General features: G+C 68.0%; 15 protein-coding genes. 3 read left to right on the forward strand and 12 right to left on the reverse strand.

Annotated features, from left to right (window positions below; all coding sequences use genetic code 11):
• Position 1: 1 nt before the first annotated feature.
• The 7 genes from ASF06_RS05530 to ASF06_RS05560 form a co-directional block, all read right to left on the reverse strand.
• Positions 2-937: an ROK family protein gene (locus ASF06_RS05530; protein ID WP_055944517.1), complete on the reverse strand. Its 936-nt coding sequence runs from the start codon at positions 935-937 to the stop codon at positions 2-4.
• Complete coding sequence (gene nagZ / locus ASF06_RS05535; RefSeq protein ID WP_055944520.1) at positions 934-2,415, reverse strand: beta-N-acetylhexosaminidase; 1,482 nt, start codon at positions 2,413-2,415, stop codon at positions 934-936. The genes ASF06_RS05530 and nagZ overlap by 4 nt, the downstream gene beginning before the upstream one ends.
• Positions 2,412-3,254 carry a carbohydrate ABC transporter permease gene (locus ASF06_RS05540; RefSeq protein WP_055927300.1) on the reverse strand — a complete coding sequence of 281 codons (843 nt, stop codon included), beginning with the start codon at positions 3,252-3,254 and terminating at the stop codon, positions 2,412-2,414. The genes nagZ and ASF06_RS05540 overlap by 4 nt, the downstream gene beginning before the upstream one ends.
• A complete protein-coding gene (locus ASF06_RS05545) occupies positions 3,251-4,246 on the reverse strand; it encodes a carbohydrate ABC transporter permease (RefSeq protein ID WP_055944523.1) in 996 nt (331 codons plus the stop codon). The genes ASF06_RS05540 and ASF06_RS05545 overlap by 4 nt, the downstream gene beginning before the upstream one ends.
• 122 nt (positions 4,247-4,368) lie before the next feature.
• Positions 4,369-5,643 carry an extracellular solute-binding protein gene (locus tag ASF06_RS05550; RefSeq protein WP_055944526.1) on the reverse strand — a complete coding sequence of 425 codons (1,275 nt, stop codon included), beginning with the start codon at positions 5,641-5,643 and terminating at the stop codon, positions 4,369-4,371.
• An 80-nt stretch (positions 5,644-5,723) separates the two neighbouring features.
• On the reverse strand, positions 5,724-6,920 hold the full coding sequence (locus ASF06_RS05555; protein ID WP_055944529.1) for an ROK family transcriptional regulator: 1,197 nt from the start codon (positions 6,918-6,920) through the stop codon (positions 5,724-5,726).
• A gap of 142 nt (positions 6,921-7,062) precedes the next feature.
• Positions 7,063-8,277 carry an NADP-dependent isocitrate dehydrogenase gene (locus tag ASF06_RS05560; protein ID WP_055944531.1) on the reverse strand — a complete coding sequence of 405 codons (1,215 nt, stop codon included), beginning with the start codon at positions 8,275-8,277 and terminating at the stop codon, positions 7,063-7,065.
• A gap of 133 nt (positions 8,278-8,410) precedes the next feature.
• On the opposite strand from ASF06_RS05560, the gene ASF06_RS05565 reads away from it, so the two are divergent.
• The 3 genes from ASF06_RS05565 to ASF06_RS05575 are packed head-to-tail and all read left to right on the forward strand — an operon-like array spanning position 8,411 to position 9,643.
• On the forward strand, positions 8,411-8,863 hold the full coding sequence (locus ASF06_RS05565; RefSeq protein ID WP_055927287.1) for a GNAT family N-acetyltransferase: 453 nt from the start codon (positions 8,411-8,413) through the stop codon (positions 8,861-8,863).
• 10 nt (positions 8,864-8,873) lie between these two features.
• Positions 8,874-9,218, forward strand: a complete 345-nt coding sequence (locus ASF06_RS05570; protein ID WP_055944534.1) for an MGMT family protein — start codon at positions 8,874-8,876, stop codon at positions 9,216-9,218.
• A 20-nt stretch (positions 9,219-9,238) separates the two neighbouring features.
• The gene (locus ASF06_RS05575) at positions 9,239-9,643 is read left to right on the forward strand and encodes a hypothetical protein (protein ID WP_055944537.1); all 405 of its coding nucleotides are present in this window, start codon (positions 9,239-9,241) and stop codon (positions 9,641-9,643) included.
• A gap of 12 nt (positions 9,644-9,655) precedes the next feature.
• On the opposite strand, the gene ASF06_RS05580 is transcribed toward ASF06_RS05575, so the two are convergent.
• The 5 genes from ASF06_RS05580 to purN form a co-directional block, all read right to left on the reverse strand.
• Positions 9,656-11,473, reverse strand: a complete 1,818-nt coding sequence (locus ASF06_RS05580) for an ABC transporter ATP-binding protein (protein ID WP_055944541.1) — start codon at positions 11,471-11,473, stop codon at positions 9,656-9,658.
• Entirely contained in the window at positions 11,470-13,203 is a 1,734-nt protein-coding gene (locus ASF06_RS05585) for an ABC transporter ATP-binding protein (RefSeq protein WP_082500834.1), read from the reverse strand. Before ASF06_RS05585 ends, ASF06_RS05580 begins: the two co-directional genes overlap by 4 nt.
• Positions 13,204-13,390: 187 nt before the next feature.
• Positions 13,391-14,599, reverse strand: coding sequence for a dimethylargininase (gene ddaH / locus ASF06_RS20135; protein WP_055944549.1), 1,209 nt, complete (start codon positions 14,597-14,599; stop codon positions 13,391-13,393).
• 44 nt (positions 14,600-14,643) lie between these two features.
• Positions 14,644-16,251, reverse strand: a complete 1,608-nt coding sequence (gene purH / locus ASF06_RS05595; RefSeq protein WP_055944552.1) for a bifunctional phosphoribosylaminoimidazolecarboxamide formyltransferase/IMP cyclohydrolase — start codon at positions 16,249-16,251, stop codon at positions 14,644-14,646.
• A complete protein-coding gene (gene purN, locus ASF06_RS05600; protein ID WP_055946195.1) occupies positions 16,248-16,841 on the reverse strand; it encodes a phosphoribosylglycinamide formyltransferase in 594 nt (197 codons plus the stop codon). Before purN ends, purH begins: the two co-directional genes overlap by 4 nt.

Here is a 16,841-nt window from a genome sequence, read left to right on the forward strand (position 1 = left end):
GTCACACCTCCTCGGCGAGCGCGAGGGGACGTCCGACCAGGGCGGCCCCGACGGCGGCCACGGGAAAGTCGTCGGGCACGAACTGCACGCGGCCGGGCAGCTCGAGCGAGGCGAGGAACGGCGAGTCGAGGGCCCAGCCCCCGAGCACGGCGCGGATGTCGTCGAGCAGAGGCTCGCCGAGGTGGCTGAGCCCTCCCCCGATCACGACGGCCTCCACGTCGACGGTGAGCACCAGGATGCGCACGGCCGCGGCGACGTTCTCGACGAGCGAGCGATGGATGGCGACGGCGCCCGGGTCGCCGGCCTGGGCGGCCGCGAGCAGGGAGAGCACGGGCAGGGCGTCGTCGCTCGGCCACTGGCGGGCGATCGCCGATCCGGATGCGACCGTCTCGAGGCACCCGCGTTGGCCGCACGGGCACAGGGCGCCCGTCGGGTCGACCGGTATGTGTCCGATCTCGCCCGCTGTTCCCCGCGACCCGCGCCACAGCTCGCCTCCCAGAACGAGACCGGCCGCCAGGCCGGTGCCCAGGTTCAGGTAGGCCATGGAGTGTCTATCGCCGCCGCCGTCCGGCGGGAAGAGCAGCCTGAAGGCCCCGAGCGCCGCGGCCTTGACGTCGTTCTCGACCTGCACGGCCACACCCAGCCGCAGCCTGAGGTCTCGCGCGAGCTCGAGTTCGTCGACGCCCAGGTTGACCGCGTGCGACACGATGCCCCCCTCCGTGTCGACGGTGCCCGGGATGCCGATGCCGATGCTCGTGAACGCCGACAGCGGGGTGGCGGTGAGCTTCGCCAGCTGCTCGAGAGCCGAGACGGCCGTGTCGACGACGGCGTCGGGCCCGAAGCCGGTCGGGATGCGCAGGCGGGCAACGATGTCGCCCCGCTCGTCGATGGCCACGGCGTCGGTCTTGGTGCCGCCGATGTCTAGTCCGAGCCTCATCGGGTCTCTCCGTTCAGTGGTGCTGCGGTGGCCCGCTCGAGCATATCGGCGAGGGCTGCGCTTACGAGGCGCGATCCGCCGAACGTGGCGATGTCGGCGTATCTGCGATCGTCGCCGGGCCATCCCATGTCGACGACGAGCACGGATGCGTGCCTCAGGCGCAGATCGTCGACCAGATCGACGACCCAGGGGCGGCGATGGTTGTCACGGCCGATCACGATGACCGGTCGATCCGGGTCGAGCCCGCGGGCAGCCGCCGGCCCGTCTCTGTCGATCCCGATCGCATCGACGGCCTGGCCGGGGCCGAACGGTCCCCACGGAGAATTCCCGACGGCGATGTTCGCCTCCGTCTCGATCCGAAGCACGAGGGCGTGCCTCGATGAGGACAGGAAGCGTTCCGCCGACGCCGAGACGTCGAACGCGTCGGTGAGCGAAGGATGTCGGAGCGCGGGATGCGCGAGCGGAGTGTCGGGGACGTGCCCGGGGGCATCCGGCACCACGACGACCGAGCCGGCGAGATCGCGCACCCGGCCCGACGCATCCGAGAGCCGGCGTTGGTCGAGCTCGCCCCGATCGACGGCCTCGATCATGCCGGCCACGATCTGCTCCAGCTGTGCGGCGGTGTTCCGCGTGCCGATGCAGAGCAGGTCGCAGCCGGCCTCGATGGCACGCGCCGCCGCGACGGGGATTCCTGTCTCGGCGCTCGCCCCGGCCATGTCGAGCGCGTCCGACACGACGACGCCCGAGAAGCCCAGCTCCTGGCGAAGGATGCCGTCGAGGATCGCCGCCGAGAAGGTCGCCGGGTTCTGCGCATCGATTCGGGGAAGCAGGATGTGGCTCGTCATGACCGTCGCCGCACCCGCAGCGATCGCCGCTCGGAACGGCTCCAACTCGCGCGTGCGCAGCTCGTCGAACGACACGTCGATCACGGGAAGGGCGAGGTGGGAGTCCTGGCTCGTGTCTCCGTGACCGGGGAAGTGCTTGATGCTGGCGGCGACGCCCTGAGACTGCAGTCCCCGCGTCCACGCGGCGCCGTGTCTCGATACCAGCTCGGCTGCGGCGCCGAAGCTGCGCACCCCGATGACCGGATTGTCCGGGTTCGAATGGATGTCGACATCCGGAGCGAAATCGAGGTTGACGCCCACCGCGCGGAGCTCGGCGCCGACCCTCTCCCCCACCGATCGGGTGAGCTCGACGTCGTCGATGCGGCCCAGCAACGCGTTGCCGGCGAAGGGTGAGCCGGTGTCGGCATAGAGGCGCGTCACGTCTCCGCCCTCCTCGTCGATGGCGATGAGCGCGGTCGGATTGGCCGACCGGATGTCGTCGGTCAGCCGACGAAGCTGATCGCGCGACGAGACGTTCTCGCCGAACAGGCACACGCCGGCGAGGCCGTCGGCCAGCAGCGCACGCAGCCAGTCGGGCAGCTCGGTGCCGGCGAATCCGGGAAGGAGCGTGCCCAGGATCTCGTGGCGTGTCACCCCTTCACCGCCCCGCTGACGAGCCCGCCGGTCATACGACCCTGCACGACGAGGAAGAAGATCACCACGGGAATCGCCATCAACGTCGAGCCCGCCATGATGGCCGCCCAGTTGGTGGTTCCGGTCGCGACCTGGAACGTGCGCAGCCACACGGGGAGCGTCATCATCTCCGGACGGGAGTTCACGACGAGGGCGAGCAGGAACTCGTTCCACGCCTGGATGAAGCCGAAGACGCCGGTGGCGACGAGGCCCGGCGCAAGCAGCGGGAAGGTGATCTTCCAGAACGCACCCGTGCGCGAGCATCCGTCGATCATCGCCGCCTCCTCGAGGTCGATCGGAATGCCGTTGACGAAGCCCCGCAGGGTCCAGATCGTGAACGGCAGCACGGTGGCGACGTAGACGAGGGTCAGGCCCGCAATCGTGTTGAGCAGGCTCCAGCTGTCGAGCACCCGATAGGTCGACACGATCATGGCCTCGGCCGGGATCATCTGGATGATGAGGATCGCCAGGATGAATCCCTTTCGGCTGCGGAATCGGAACCGCGTGACCGCGAGCGACGCCAGGAACGCGAAGACCAGGGCGATCACCACGGTCGAGATGGTCACCATCAGCGAGTTGCCGAGTGCCGGCATGAAGTCGGATCTCGTGGTGTCGAAGAGCACCGTCTCGTAGTTGCGCAGCGTGAAGTTCGCGGGCACGAAGTTGGGCACGACCGTGCGGATCTGGTTGTTGGGCTGCAGGGAGGTGTTGATCATCCAGTAGACCGGGAAGACCGAGAAGACGAAGACGATCACGGCCGCCGCACCGAGCGCGGCGCTGTTCAGATGTTTGCGGGTCACAGGTCTTCGTCCTTGATGCTCTGGCGTACGTAGTACAGGGAGATGGCCATCATGATGATCACCATGATCACGGCGATGGCCCCGCCTGCGCCGTAGTCGCCCGTGCCGAGCGACGTCTGGTAGATGTACACGCCCAGGGTCGATGTCTGCTCGCGGATTCCGCCGATGCCCTGAAGGGCGTAGATCTGGGTGAACACCCGCAGGTCCCAGATCACCTGCAGCACGGTGACCACGAGGAAGATCGACCTCAGGTAGGGGAAGGTCACCAGGAAGAAGCGTTTCGGCCCGTTCGCGCCGTCGAGCTGGGCGGCCTCGAGCACCTCCTCCGGCACCTGGGTGAGACCCGCATAGATCGTGAAGGCCACGAAGGGCACCGATTGCCACGTGATGATGATCGTCGCCACCAGGAAGAAGCTCAGCGGATTGCTGAGCCACGAGTTGCCGTGCAGGTCCTGCCCGGTGATCATGCCGAGAACGTAGTTCACGACGCCGTACTGCGTGTCGAACATCCACCCCCACACGATCACGGCGGTGAGCGCCGGCATGGCCCACGCGAGCAGCAGCCCGACAGAGACCAGCAGCTTGAACCCCTTGTTCAGCCGGGTGAGCAGAAGCGCGATGAGCGTTCCGATCAGCATCGTGACCACCACGTTCACGGCGGCGAACGCGACGCTGCGCCCCAGCACCGCCCAGAACTGCGAATCGGTGAGCACCCGCACGTAGTTGTCGAGGCCGACGAACGGCGCCGGCTTGCCGAAGACCTGCTCGCGGCCGAACTCCTGGAACGACATGATCACCAGCTGCAGCAGCGGGTACCCGATCACCACGATCAGGATGAGCGACGCCGGGATCAGGAGGATCGCCGGGGCCATCCGCGCCGACCGTGGTCGTCTGCGCACCGGGCGCGGGGATTCCGGCGGGACGGGGGCCACCTGGCGCGATCCGTCGGTACCTCCGGGCGCGACCTCGAGGGCCGGGCTGTGGGTCGACATATGTGCTGCTCCTACTACGATCGGAGGGTGCTGTGATGCTTCCCTTTTCCTAGGGCGATCACCTGCATTGGGCTGGTGGTGGCCGACGTTGCCGCGTCGACCACCACCACTGTCGTCAGCGCCTAGCCGGCCAGGATGTCGTCGATCTTCTTGTCTGCCTCGGTCGCCAGCTCGGTCACGTCTCCGCCCTGGCCGATCTTCACGAAGAAGTCCTGCAGAACGCCGGCCGCCTCCACGTCGGCCCACTTCGGGCTGGCGGGCGTGAGCTTCGCGTTGGCCGCGGCGGATGCGATGGCCTGGGCGACCTCGTCGGTCCCGACGGTGTCGGCGAGCGACACCTTCGCCGGCACGAGGCCGGTCTTGCCGAGGATCGTCTGGTACTCGTCGCTCAGCATGATCTCGAGGGCGGCGGTGGCGAGCTCCGGGTGGGCGCTCTTGGCGGCCACCGCGATGTTCGATCCCCCGGCGAAGACCTTCGCTGCGCCGCCGTCTGCACCCGGCAGGGCGAAGACGCCCAGGTTGCTCTCCTGGTCGGGGCAACCCGGCGCCTCGGCGTCGAGTGGGGCGAGGATGGACCACCTGACCCAGCTGGGGGCCGAGAGCTGTGCGACCTCGCCGGCGCAGAACGGCACCTCGGGACTGGTCTCATTGCCGTCCTTCGGAGCACTGGACGCGGTCGTCATCACGTCCTGGATCATCTCGAGGCCCGCGATCGATTCGGGGCTCGACAGCGATGCCTTCCACGAGTCGCCGTCCTTCACCGCGATGTCTCCGCCGGCCTCCCAGATGTAGGGAAGGGCGTTGTACCAGTCCTGGCCCGGGAAGTAGATGCCCGAGACGCCCGGGTTGGCCGCAGCGAGCGCCTTGCCGTTGGCCACGTACTCCTCGAGGGTGGTCGGCACGCTGAGGCCTGCCGCGGCGTACAGGTCTTTCTTGTAGAAGACCAAGCGGGCGCCCGAGTAGTACGGGGCGGCGTAGAAGTTGCCGTCGTACGAACCCGCCTCGACGAACCCGGGGAGCAGGTCGTCGCCGCCGAGTTCCTCGTACTTGTCGCTGAGGTCGAGGAACGCGCCAGCCGAGGTGAAAGCGGCCGCCTGGGTGTTGCCCACCTCGACCACGTCGGGGCTGTCACTGCCCGAGAGATTCGTCGTGAGCTTGTCGACCAGGCCGGTCCAGGCCTGCTCCTCGATCGTGAGCGTCGAGCCCGGGTTCTCCGCCTCGAAGGTGGTCTTCAGGTAGTCGCGGGCCTCGTCGGGGGTGTCCGTTCCGACGAGCCAGACGCGGATGTCGGCCCCCTCGGCGCCGTCGTCCGACCCGCTCGACGAGCCGGAGCATCCGGAGAGCGCCAGAGCCGCGGCCATGCCGATGCCGACGGCGGCGAGTATCTTCTTCCTCATTGTCTTGTCCTTTTCCTAGGGCTGATGTGAATGCGCGGCCTGCGGTGGGCACCGACGACCGTGGGTGGTGCAGGGCCGCTCTACGACACCCCGAGGGAGTCGGAGAGAACCATGACGGCCGCGCCGCGCAGAACGATGTCCTGCCCGAGCGCGGTCATCCGCAGCGTGAGAAAGCCGTGGAACTCGGCCATCGTCCTGCTGCGGAGGGTCTCGACGGTCGCCTGGGCGAGCACACCGTCGAGAAGTTCTGTGGGGCCACTGAGGATGATCTCGCTCAGATTGAGTGCGCCGACCACCGGGGCCAGCGCGATGCCGAGGCGCTGTCCGGCCTCGACCAGCACGGCGTCTCGATCGGCCGGTTCGCTGCCGGCCAGTTTCGCCGTGAGGTTCGGGATGCTCAGCCACGTCTCGAGGCACCCCACCTTGCCGCACACGCAGGTGGCTCCCCCGTCGGTGCCGACGACGACGTGGCCGATCTCGCCCGCGGCGAAGCGCGATCCGAAGAGGGGCGTGCCGCCGAGCAGGAGCCCTGCGCCGACACCGTGGCCGACCTTCACGAGCATCGCGTCGCTGTCGGCGTCGCCGAAGCTGTGCTCGGCCAGGACCGCCGCGTTCGCGTCGTTCGCCACGATCACGCCGACCCCGAACTCGTCGGCGAGCGTCTGCTGGAGGGCGACATCGACCCAGCCCAGGTTCGGCGCGGTGAGAACGACGCCGCCCAGGTCGACGACGCCGGGCGAGCCAACGCCGATGCCGAGCAGGGGCGCGGTCGAGGCCGAGACGAGTCGACGGGTGAGATCGATGACGAGGGCCAACGCGGCCTCGCCGACCCTGTGCTCGAGGGCCACCTCGGCACGCGCCAGGATGTTCCCGTCGAGGTCGAGAACGGCTCCGCGGAAGACGGCGTGCTCGGACAGGTCGAGTCCGACGATCTGGAAACCGGCGCGGTTCAGGTCGATCAGCGTGGCCGGCTTTCCCGGCCGCACGTCCTCCCGCTGCCCCAGTTCGAGCACGAGACCGTCGGCCATGAGCTCGGCGACCAGGGCCGAGACGGTCACCCGGGTGAGTCCGGTCACCCGCGCGATGTCCGCACGACTCTGTGTGCCCGAGCGATAGAGGGTCTGGAGCACGAGCGAGAGGTTGTGGCCCCGGGCGTCGCCCGGAACGATCTTGCCGTTGGGCCGCAGGGCCCTGCCCTGAGCGAGGCCCTGATGCGTCCGCGGCGGGTACGCCGATGCGGAACGGGAAGAGCCTCGCTGCACTTCCGATGCAGTCATGTTTGTTAGTAAAGCTTACGAACAAACAAAGAACAAGACGTTTCCGGTCACCGGCGTCGATGTTTACGAGGTCGTAACAATGAGAACGGCGCCCCACCTCCGAGGTTCGGAGGCGGGGCGCCGTTCTGACGCGACGTCGGGACTATGCCAGGCGTGCGGCCAGGTTCTTGTCGAGCGTGTCGAGGAACTCCTCCGTGGTCTCCCACTTCTGCTCCGGGCCGACGAGCAGCGCGAGGTCCTTCGTCATGTGCCCCGCTTCGACGCTCTTGATCACGACGTCTTCGAGCGTCTCGGCGAACTGCGCCAGGGCGGGGTTGTCGTCGAGCTTGGCACGGTGCGAGAGCCCGCGGGTCCACGCGTAGATCGAGGCGATGGGGTTCGTCGACGTGGGCTTGCCCTGCTGGTGCATGCGGTAGTGCCGGGTGACCGTGCCGTGCGCGGCCTCGGCCTCGACGACCGAGCCATCCGGAACGCTCAGCACGCTCGTCATCAGGCCCAGCGAACCGAAGCCCTGGGCCACCGTGTCGCTCTGCACGTCTCCGTCGTAGTTCTTGCAGGCCCAGACGTAGCCGCCCTCCCACTTCATGGCCGAGGCGACCATGTCGTCGATGAGGCGGTGCTCGTAGGTGAGGCCCGCAGCGTCGAACTTCTCTTTGAACTCGGCCTGGAAGATCTCCTCGAAGATGTCTTTGAAGCGACCGTCGTATGCCTTGAGGATGGTGTTCTTCGTCGACAGGTAGACGGGGTAGTTGCGGCTGAGGCCGTAGTTGAGGCTCGAGCGCGCGAAGTCGCGGATCGACGCGTCCTGGTTGTACTGCACCTGGGCGATGCCGTCGTCGGGCGCGTCGTAGACCTCGAACTTCATCGGCTCGGAGCCGTCCTCGGGCGTGAACTCGACCGTGAGCTTGCCCTTGCCCTTGAAGACGAAGTCGGTGGCGCGGTACTGGTCGCCGAACGCGTGGCGGCCGATGATGATCGGCTTGTTCCATCCTGGCACCAGGCGGGGAATGTTGGAGATGATGATGGGCTCGCGGAAGATGACGCCGCCGAGGATGTTGCGGATCGTGCCGTTCGGCGACTTCCACATCTTCTTGAGGCCGAACTCCTCGACGCGCGCCTCGTCGGGCGTGATCGTGGCGCACTTGACGCCGACGCCGTGCTTCTGGATGGCGTGGGCCGCGTCGATCGTGACCTGGTCGTCGGTCGCGTCGCGGTTCTCGATGCCGAGGTCGTAGTACTCGAGATCGATGTCGAGGTAGGGGTGGATCAGTGTGTCTTTGATCGCCTGCCAGATGATGCGTGTCATCTCGTCTCCGTCGAGTTCGACGACGGTTCCTTCAACCTTTATCTTGGACAACGGCCACTCCTTCGCGTGTTTGACGGACTGTTCATCAGCTTAGCCGCTCACCAATATATCTCGACGTCGAGATATATATCTCTTCGTGGAGATGACAGTGGCGGGGGCGAGCGCGGCGGGCTAGCCTTGGCCCATGGGTGAACTGAGACTGGTCGAGCTGTCGGCGAGCAACATCGTGGCGGCGAACTCGCTCACGCTCAAGCCGGGCCAGGAGCAGTACGTGGCTCCCGTCTCCCACTCCATCGCCGAGGCCTACGTCAACCCGGTCACGGCATGGCCCCGCGTGGTTCTCGACGACGACGAGGTGGTCGGGTTCATCCAGGGCAACTTCGATCCCGAGAGCGATCACGAGGAGTTCAAGGGCTGCATCTGGAGCATCAACGTGGCCGCCACCGCTCAGGGCAGGGGCGTCGGACGCTTCGCCGTGCTTTCTCTGGCCGACGAGGCCCGCTCGCGCGGCTACGACCGCATCACCGTGATGTTCGAACCGGGCGAAGACGGCCCCGAGGCCTTCTTCTATCGCCTGGGCTTCTCGAGCATCGGAGAGACCCAATACGGCGAGACCATCGCCGCCCTCTCTCTCTGAGCCGTCCTCGATGGCAGGGTCGCCCTCGGGCCACGAGTTCGCCCTCGACGTGCTCGATCTCGTCGACTCGATACCTCCGGGCAGGGTGCTCAGCTATGGCGATGTCGCCGCCATGCTCGGATCTCGGGCCTCGCGGGCCGTCGGCACGGTGATGCGGCAGTCCGGATCCGGTCACCCCTGGTGGCGCGTACTTCGGGCCGGCGGACATCCGCCGACGGGAAATGAGGCGCGGGCTCATGAACACTATGTCGCCGAGGGCACACCGCTCGTGCGCACGTCGACAGGCTCGGGGTACCGCGTCGACTACGCTGTAGCACGGTGGATTCCAACGGAACCCCCGAACACAGCCCAGTAAGCCAACGAAAAGGAGCAGCAGTGAAGCGTCGCCTGCTTGTTGCCGCCCCCATCCTCGCCATGACCGCCCTCCTCTCCGGATGCACTCTGGCGAACGCGATCAACCCGCCCATCGAGAGTGCGATCTACGCCACCCAGCCCGAGGCGGCCGGGGCGAAGAGCACCGTCGCCCTGCCCGACTTCGTGCAGGCCGATGCCACCACGATCCGCATCAAGACCGACACGGCCGACGACACCAAGATCCTCGGCTACAGCATCCCCGCTCCGCTCGCCGCGCCGATCGGCGAGGCGTGCGCCAGCGCCAGCAGCCCGGCCCTCGACGACACGTGGTGGGTGGAGTCCATCCCCACGGACGCAGCGATCACCTGCTCGGGCGCGTGGCACGTCTACGTCGTGGGGCAGACCATCTACGCCTGGACTCCGTAAGCCCTCACCCGATCAGGCGAGCGACTCCCGCCACGACGCGTGCAGGGTCGCGAAACGACCCGTTCCCGCGATGAGCTCCACAGGCGTGCCGTCCTCGACGATACGGCCGTGCTCCATCACGAGCACCCTGTCGGCGATCGCGACCGTCGACAGCCTGTGCGCGATGATGATCGCGGTGCGGTCGGCGAGCAGGGTCTGCAGCGCGTCCTGCACGAGTCGCTCGCTCGGTATGTCGAGCGACGCCGTGGCCTCGTCGAGAATGAGCACCGCCGGGTCTGCCAGGAACGCCCGCGCGAACGAGATCAGCTGCCGCTGACCGGCCGAGACACGCCCTCCCCGCTTGTTCACATCGGTTTCATAGCCATTGGGCAGGCCCTGGATGAACGCGTCGGCCCCGACGGCTCGCGCGGCCGCCCTGATCTCGTCGAACGTCGCCTCTGGCTTGCCGATCGCGATGTTGTCGGCGACCGTGCCAGAGAACAGGTAGGCCTCCTGCGTGACCATCACGATGGCCCTGCGCAGGTCTTTCGGGTGCAGGGCCCGCAGGTCGACACCGTCGAGGGAGACCTCGCCGGTAGAGGGGTCGTAGAACCGAGAGACCAGCTTCGCGAGGGTCGACTTTCCAGCTCCTGTCGAGCCCACCAGCGCGATGGTCTGGCCGGCGGGAATGTCGAGGTCGAACGTCGGAAGGATGACCCGGTCGCCGGAGTAGGCGAATTCCACATCGGAGAAGCGCACGTGCCCCTTCGAGGTCCACAGGTCGATCGGGCGCGTCGGATCGGGAACGCTCGGACGCTCCTCGAGCACACCGGAGATCTTCTCGAGGGCGGCGGCCGCGGACTGGTAGGAATTGTAGAACATGGCCATGTCCTCCATCGGGTCGAAGAATCGACGCGTGTAGAGAACCACCGCGAGCAGGGCGCCGACGGCGAGCTGGCCGTCGAACACACGCAGGCCGCCCACGAGAAGCACGACCGCGACGGTCACGTTGCCGATGAGCACGAGCCCGGGGTTGTAGATGCCGAAGAGGCTGATGACCCGCGCGTTCACGCGACGGTAGTCCTCGACGAGGTCGCCGAAGTCGCCCTCGTTCCGCTTCTCGGTGCGGAACGCCTTCACCGCGCGGATGCCCGTCATGGTCTCGACGAACTTGACGATCACGTTCGCCGAGGCCGTTCGCGTCTGCCGGAACACACGCTGCGAGCGCAGCTGGAACCATCTCGTGAGAATGGCGAGCGGAACCAGCGAGACGACCAGCACGGCCGCGCTCAGCGGGTCGACGAGCAGCAGCGCCACTCCGACGAAGACCATGTACAGCACGCCCTGCACGAGGTTGTTGATTCCCGAGTCGAGCAGCTCACGGATCGAATCGAGGTCGCTCGTCTGGCGCGAGATGATGCGCCCGGAGGTGTAGCTCTCGTGGAATTCCAGGCTGAGTCGCTGCGTCTGGAGGAACACGCGCCGACGCAGATCGAGGAGCACGGCCTGGCTGATGCGTGCCGAGAGAACCGTGAACCAGGCGACCAGGGCCGCACCCACGATGCCCGTCGCCAGGTACGCGCCACCCGCGAGAGCCAGCGGCATCCAGTCGTTCTGCATCAGCGCGGGCAGGCCCCGGTCGATGCCGAAGGCGATCAGGGCCGGGCCCGCCACCTGGGCGGCCGTCGACACGACGATCACGACGATGCCGAGCACCAGGCGCGCCTTCAGCGGCGCGAGCAGCGACCCCAGAAGGCGCATGCTGCGGGCGCGGATCTGACGGCTCTCGGCGCGTGAGAAGTCGTCGCGCTCCTCGCCGCTCGTACCGGTGACGCTGGACTGGCTGCTCATGAGGGACTCTCCGTTGCGGCGGGTACGGGGGATGGGCTCGACGTCTGGTCGTCGAGGCTGGAGATCACGAACCGGTAGTGCTCGTTGTTCGCGATGAGCTCGCTGTGCGTGCCCACCGCGGTGATCCTGCCGTCTTGCATCAGCGCCACGCGGTCGGCGAGCGACACGGTCGAGGGGCGGTGCGCCACGATGAGCGCCGTGGTCGACGCGAGTACGCGCCGAAGCGCCGCCTCGACCAGCTGCTCGGTCGTCACGTCGAGGGCCGACAGGGGGTCGTCGAGCACCAGCACCGACGGGCGGGCCGCGACCGCGCGAGCGAGCGCCAAGCGCTGTCGCTGACCGCCCGACAGGCTCAGCCCCTCTTCGCCCACGCGGGTGTCGAGTCCGTTCGGGAGGTCGTAGACGAACTGCGCCTGTGCCACGTCGAGCGCCTCGGCGAGCTCGGTCTCCGTCGCATCCGGTCGGCCCAGCAGCACGTTCTCGCGGACCGTCGCCGAGAACAGGGTGGCGTCTTCGAAGGCCATCGCGATGTGCGTGCGGAGCTCGTCGAGGGCGAGGTCGCGCACATCGACGCCGTCGAGCGAGACGGAGCCGCCGGTCACGTCGTAGAGGCGCGTCGGGAGCGCGGTCAGCGTGGTCTTGCCGGAGCCCGTGAGGCCCACGAGCGCCATGGTCTCGCCCGGCTCGATCACGAGGTCGATGCCGTCTAGAAGGTCGGGGAACCGCTCGGGCGAATCCTGGTAGCGGAAGTGCGCGTCGGAGAAGACGAGCCGGCCCCGGGGCCGGGCGATGGTCTTCGGGTTCGCCGGGTCGACGATGGTGTTGACCTCGTCCATGACCTCGAAGAACCTGTTGGTCGCGGTCTTTGCGTCGATCGTCATGGCGAGGAAGTAGCCCATCGACTGGATCGGGAACAGCAGCACCGTGCCTGTGGCGAAGAACGCCACCAGCTCCCCCACACTCGACTGGCCGGACTGCGCCAGCCAGACCCCGACCACGAGCGCAACGGCGAAGGCGACGTCGGGCACGAGGAGGAGCCACAGCCAGATGCCGGCCACAGCACGCGCCTTCTCCAGCTCGGTGCCCTGCAGCTGCTCGGCCTGCGTCTCGAAGCGCTTGAGCGCGTGCGAACCACGACCGAACGCCTTCAGGACGCGGATGCCGTGGACGCTCTCCTCGACGGCCGTGGCCAGGTCGCCCTGCTGGTCCTGGCCGCGGCGGGCCGCCCTGGAGTAGCGCTTCTCGAATGCGTAGCCGTAGATGAGCACCGGAATGGAGGCGACGACGAAGATCGAGCCCAGGATCCAGTTGAGCGAGACCAGGATGATGAATCCGATCACCAGCGTCAGCGTGTTCACGATGAGGATCACGAAGCCGAACGCCATCCACCGTCGGATCAGGTTGAGGTCGCCGATGGCCCGCGACAGCAGCTGGCCGCTCGGCCACCGGTCGTGGAACGCGACAGGCAGACGCTGCAGCTGCCGGTACAGGCTGTTGCGCATGTGCGCTTCGACGTGCGTTCCGGGAGTCAGCACGAGCCAACGGCGCAGCGCGATGAGCCCGGCCTCGGCGACCCCGAGCGCCAGGACGAGGCCGACCGAGAACCACACGAGCGACACGTCGGTGCCGGTGAGCGGCCCGTCGATGAGCCACTGCAGCACCTGCGGGATGGCCAGCGCCACGAGACTCGCCAGCAAGGAGGCCACGATCGCCACGTAGATGCGCGGCATGGCCGGCTTCGCGTAGCGGTACAGCCTCCCGAGGGAGGCGAGGGTGGACGGGGGCGCGGGCGTTGACACGGGAAGACCTCGAGAACAGAAGGCGGGAGTTCCACCCGGAACCGGGCAGCCTTCTAGGCTACTCCCGACTCGTGCCCGCACGCAACGCGCGGTCGGCGACGCGCCGCGCCGCAGGCGGTCAGCGCACCCGCACCGAGAGGCACGTGACGCAGGCCTCGAGCTTCTCGAACTCCGAGATGTCTACGGCGATCACCCGGTAGCCCAGGCTCTCGATGAGCTGCGCCGACTCCGGTGCCGCCGATGACATCAGCACCGTGTCGTCGGCGAGAATGACGACGTGCGCGCCGGCCTCCTCGGGCACGGCGAGGAAGCGGTCGAAGATCTTGGGATCGTCGACGACCGGCGGATATCCGATGACCGTGCCGTCGGGCAGAGCCGTGACCGCGCTCTTCAGGTGAAGCACCTTCGAGATCGGAACGGCGATCACGGTGTAGCCGAGCGGGCTCAGGATATGCCGCAGCTGCCGGATGCCCTCCGCGTTCGTGCGCCCGCCGCGGCCCACGTAGACGCGCTTCTCGATCTTCAGGACGTCGCCGCCGTCGAGGGTGCCGGGCTGCACGATGCGGGTCACGTCGAGGCCGAGCGATCGAACGCTCTTCTCGACCTCGTCGATCTCGGCGACCCGGGTCGGCGCCGCCGGGCTCGCGAGCACCGCGAGGCGCCCGAACATCACGACGGAATCCTCGACGAAGACGGAGTCGGCCAGATCGGTCGCGCGCTCGACCTCGACCGGCTTCCAGCCCGCCCCGATCAGCGCGGCGACGTACGACTCCCACTGCGTGTCCGCGAGGTCGGAGTCGACCTCGGTGCGCTCGAGATGGGTAACGATTCCTTCGGCGAGGTTGTCGGACGGCCGACGTACGAGCACGGTGCCGGCCACGTTCCGTGGGGGCACCTCCGAGTGGCTCAGGGCCCCGTAGACACGGCGGCCCAGCGTCGCGGTGGCGACGGTCGCCGTGAGGACGAAGATCAGGTTGATGTTTCCCAGGGTGCTGAGAACGTAGGCGATCACCTGGCCGTCGAGGGCGTTGCCCTGCACGAGCGTCTGGATGCCCGTGCCCACGACGGCCGCGATCGCACCGGACACGAGACCCGCGATGGCCGCCGTGTACCAGCGCGCGACCCGGGTGGCGAGGGAGAAGACGAACACCAGGACGAGCAGCACGAGTGTCGACGGCACGAAGAAGTTGTTGATCTGGAGCAGCACGATCGACTGCGGATCGTTGCCGACGAAGAACGAGAGCATCGTCGCCAGGTGGGTGATCGCCGCCACCAGCAGGGCCGCGACCGCCGAGGCGATCAGGGGTCTCGGGCGGAGGAAGTGCATGGGTGCGACCCTAACCCCGGTTTCTGTACGCACGACGGGTACTCCTAGTGGAAGAAGTGACGTTCGCCTGTGAAGTATATGGTGACGCCGGCCGCCTGCGCGGCCTCGATCACCTCTGCGTCGCGAACCGAGCCGCCCGGCTGAACGACGGCGGTCACGCCGGCGTCGATCAGAACCTGGAGCCCGTCTGCGAACGGAAAGAACGCGTCGGATGCGGCGACCGACCCCGCGGCGCGGTCTCCCGCCCGGGTGACGGCCAGGTGGCACGAGTCGACCCGGTTGACCTGCCCCATGCCGACGCCGACGGAGGCACCGCCCGAGGCGAGCAGGATGGCGTTGGACTTGACCGCCCGGCACGCCTTCCACGCGAACTCGAGGTCGGCCAGGGTGGCGTCGTCGACGTGCTTTCCGGCGACCCGCTGCCACTTCACCGAGCTGAAGCCGACGAAACCGTCGGGCTTCTGGGCGAGGAAGCCGCCGCTCACCTGTCGGACCTCGGTCTCGTCGCGCTGGAACCCCGCGGGCAGCTTGAGCAGCCGCAGGTTCTTCTTGATCTGAAGGATCTCGAGGGCCTCGGGCTCGAAGTCCGGGGCCACGAGCACCTCGGTGAAGATCTCGGCGACACCCTCGGCCATCGCACGCGTGACCGTTCGGTTGGAGGCGATCACGCCGCCGAAGGCCGAGACGGGGTCGCAGGCGTGCGCCCTGGCGTGCGCGCCCGCGATGGCGTCGGCGTCGGACGGCTGGGCGACGGCGATGCCGCACGGGTTGGCGTGCTTGATGATGGCCACGGCGGGCTCGTCGAAGTCGAATGCCGCGCGCACGGCCGCGTCGGCGTCGACGTAGTTGTTGTACGACATCTCCTTGCCGTGCAGCTGTTCGGCCTGGGCGATTCCGCGACCGTTCTCGCGAACGTAGAGCGCGGCCGGCTGGTGCGAGTTCTCGCCGTAGCGGAGGGTCGCCGACAGCGTGCCCTCGATCGTGAGGGCGTCGCCGAAGCCCGCCGTCTCGGGGGCCTCGCCATCCGTCGCCGTGTCGGCGAACCACGCGGCCACGGCCGTGTCGTAGGCGGCCGTGTGGCCGAACGCCGAGGCGGCGAGGGCCCGGCGTGCGGCGAGCGACGTGCCCTCGGGCAGCGACGCGATGATCTCGGCATAGCTCGAGGGCGATACGGCGATAGCGACGTTGGCGTGGTTCTTGGCCGAGGCGCGCACCAGGGCGGGGCCGCCGATGTCGATCTGCTCGATCACGGCGGAGCCCTCGGCGCCCGACGCGACCGTCTCGCGGAACGGGTAGAGGTTGACTACGACCAGCTGGAAGGGCCGGATGCCGAGCTCGTCGAGCTGCGCCCTGTGCGACTCGAGCCGGAGATCGGCGAGGATTCCCGCGTGCACGGCGGGGTGCAGGGTCTTGACGCGGCCGTCGAGCGACTCGGGGAAGCCGGTGACCTGACTCACCTCGGTGACGGCGTAGCCCGCGTCGGCGATGGTCTGGGCTGTCGAACCGGTCGACACGATCTCGACTCCCGCGTCGGCGAGGGCCGCGGCGAGCTCGAGGAGCCCGGTCTTGTCGCTCACCGATATCAGTGCCCGTTCGATGCGCACGACATCGCGGTGGGTGTAGAGGTTCGGATCGTGGATTGGACCGCTCATGCTGTGGCTAGCTCCCTGAGGTTGACTCTGCTGTTCGCGATGTCGAGCACGGCCTGGGTGAGGAGGCGGCGCTCGATCGTCTTGATTCGTTCGTGAAGTTCGGATTCGGTATCGCCGGGCTCGATCGCCACGACCTCCTGCACGATCACAGGACCGGTGTCGACGCCCTCGTCGACGATGTGCACGGTCACTCCCGTATGCGAGACCCCCGCGGCCAGGGCATCGCGCACGGCGTGGGCGCCAGGGAAGGCGGGAAGAAGAGCGGGATGCGTGTTGATCAGCTGCGGAGACAGGGCCGCGACGACGCGCGGCGGCAGGATGCGCATGAAGCCGGCGCAGACCACGAGATCGGGGTTCCAGACCTGGATCTGCTCGAGCAGCTCGTCGCCCCAGGCCGCCCGCGATTCGAACGACGTCGGCGGCACCGTGAACGTGGGGATTCCGAACTCCTCGGCGTGGGCGAGGCCTGCCGCATCATTGTCTGCCCCGACGGCCACGATCCGTGCCGGGAACTCGGCGTCAGACTGCGCGTCGAGGAGGGCGCGGAGGTTGGATCCTCCGCCGGAGATGAGTACGACGAGCGACAGCAC

The sequence above is a fragment of the Agreia sp. Leaf244 genome, from assembly GCF_001422695.1.
In the GTDB taxonomy this organism is placed as follows: Bacteria; Actinomycetota; Actinomycetes; order Actinomycetales; family Microbacteriaceae; genus Agreia.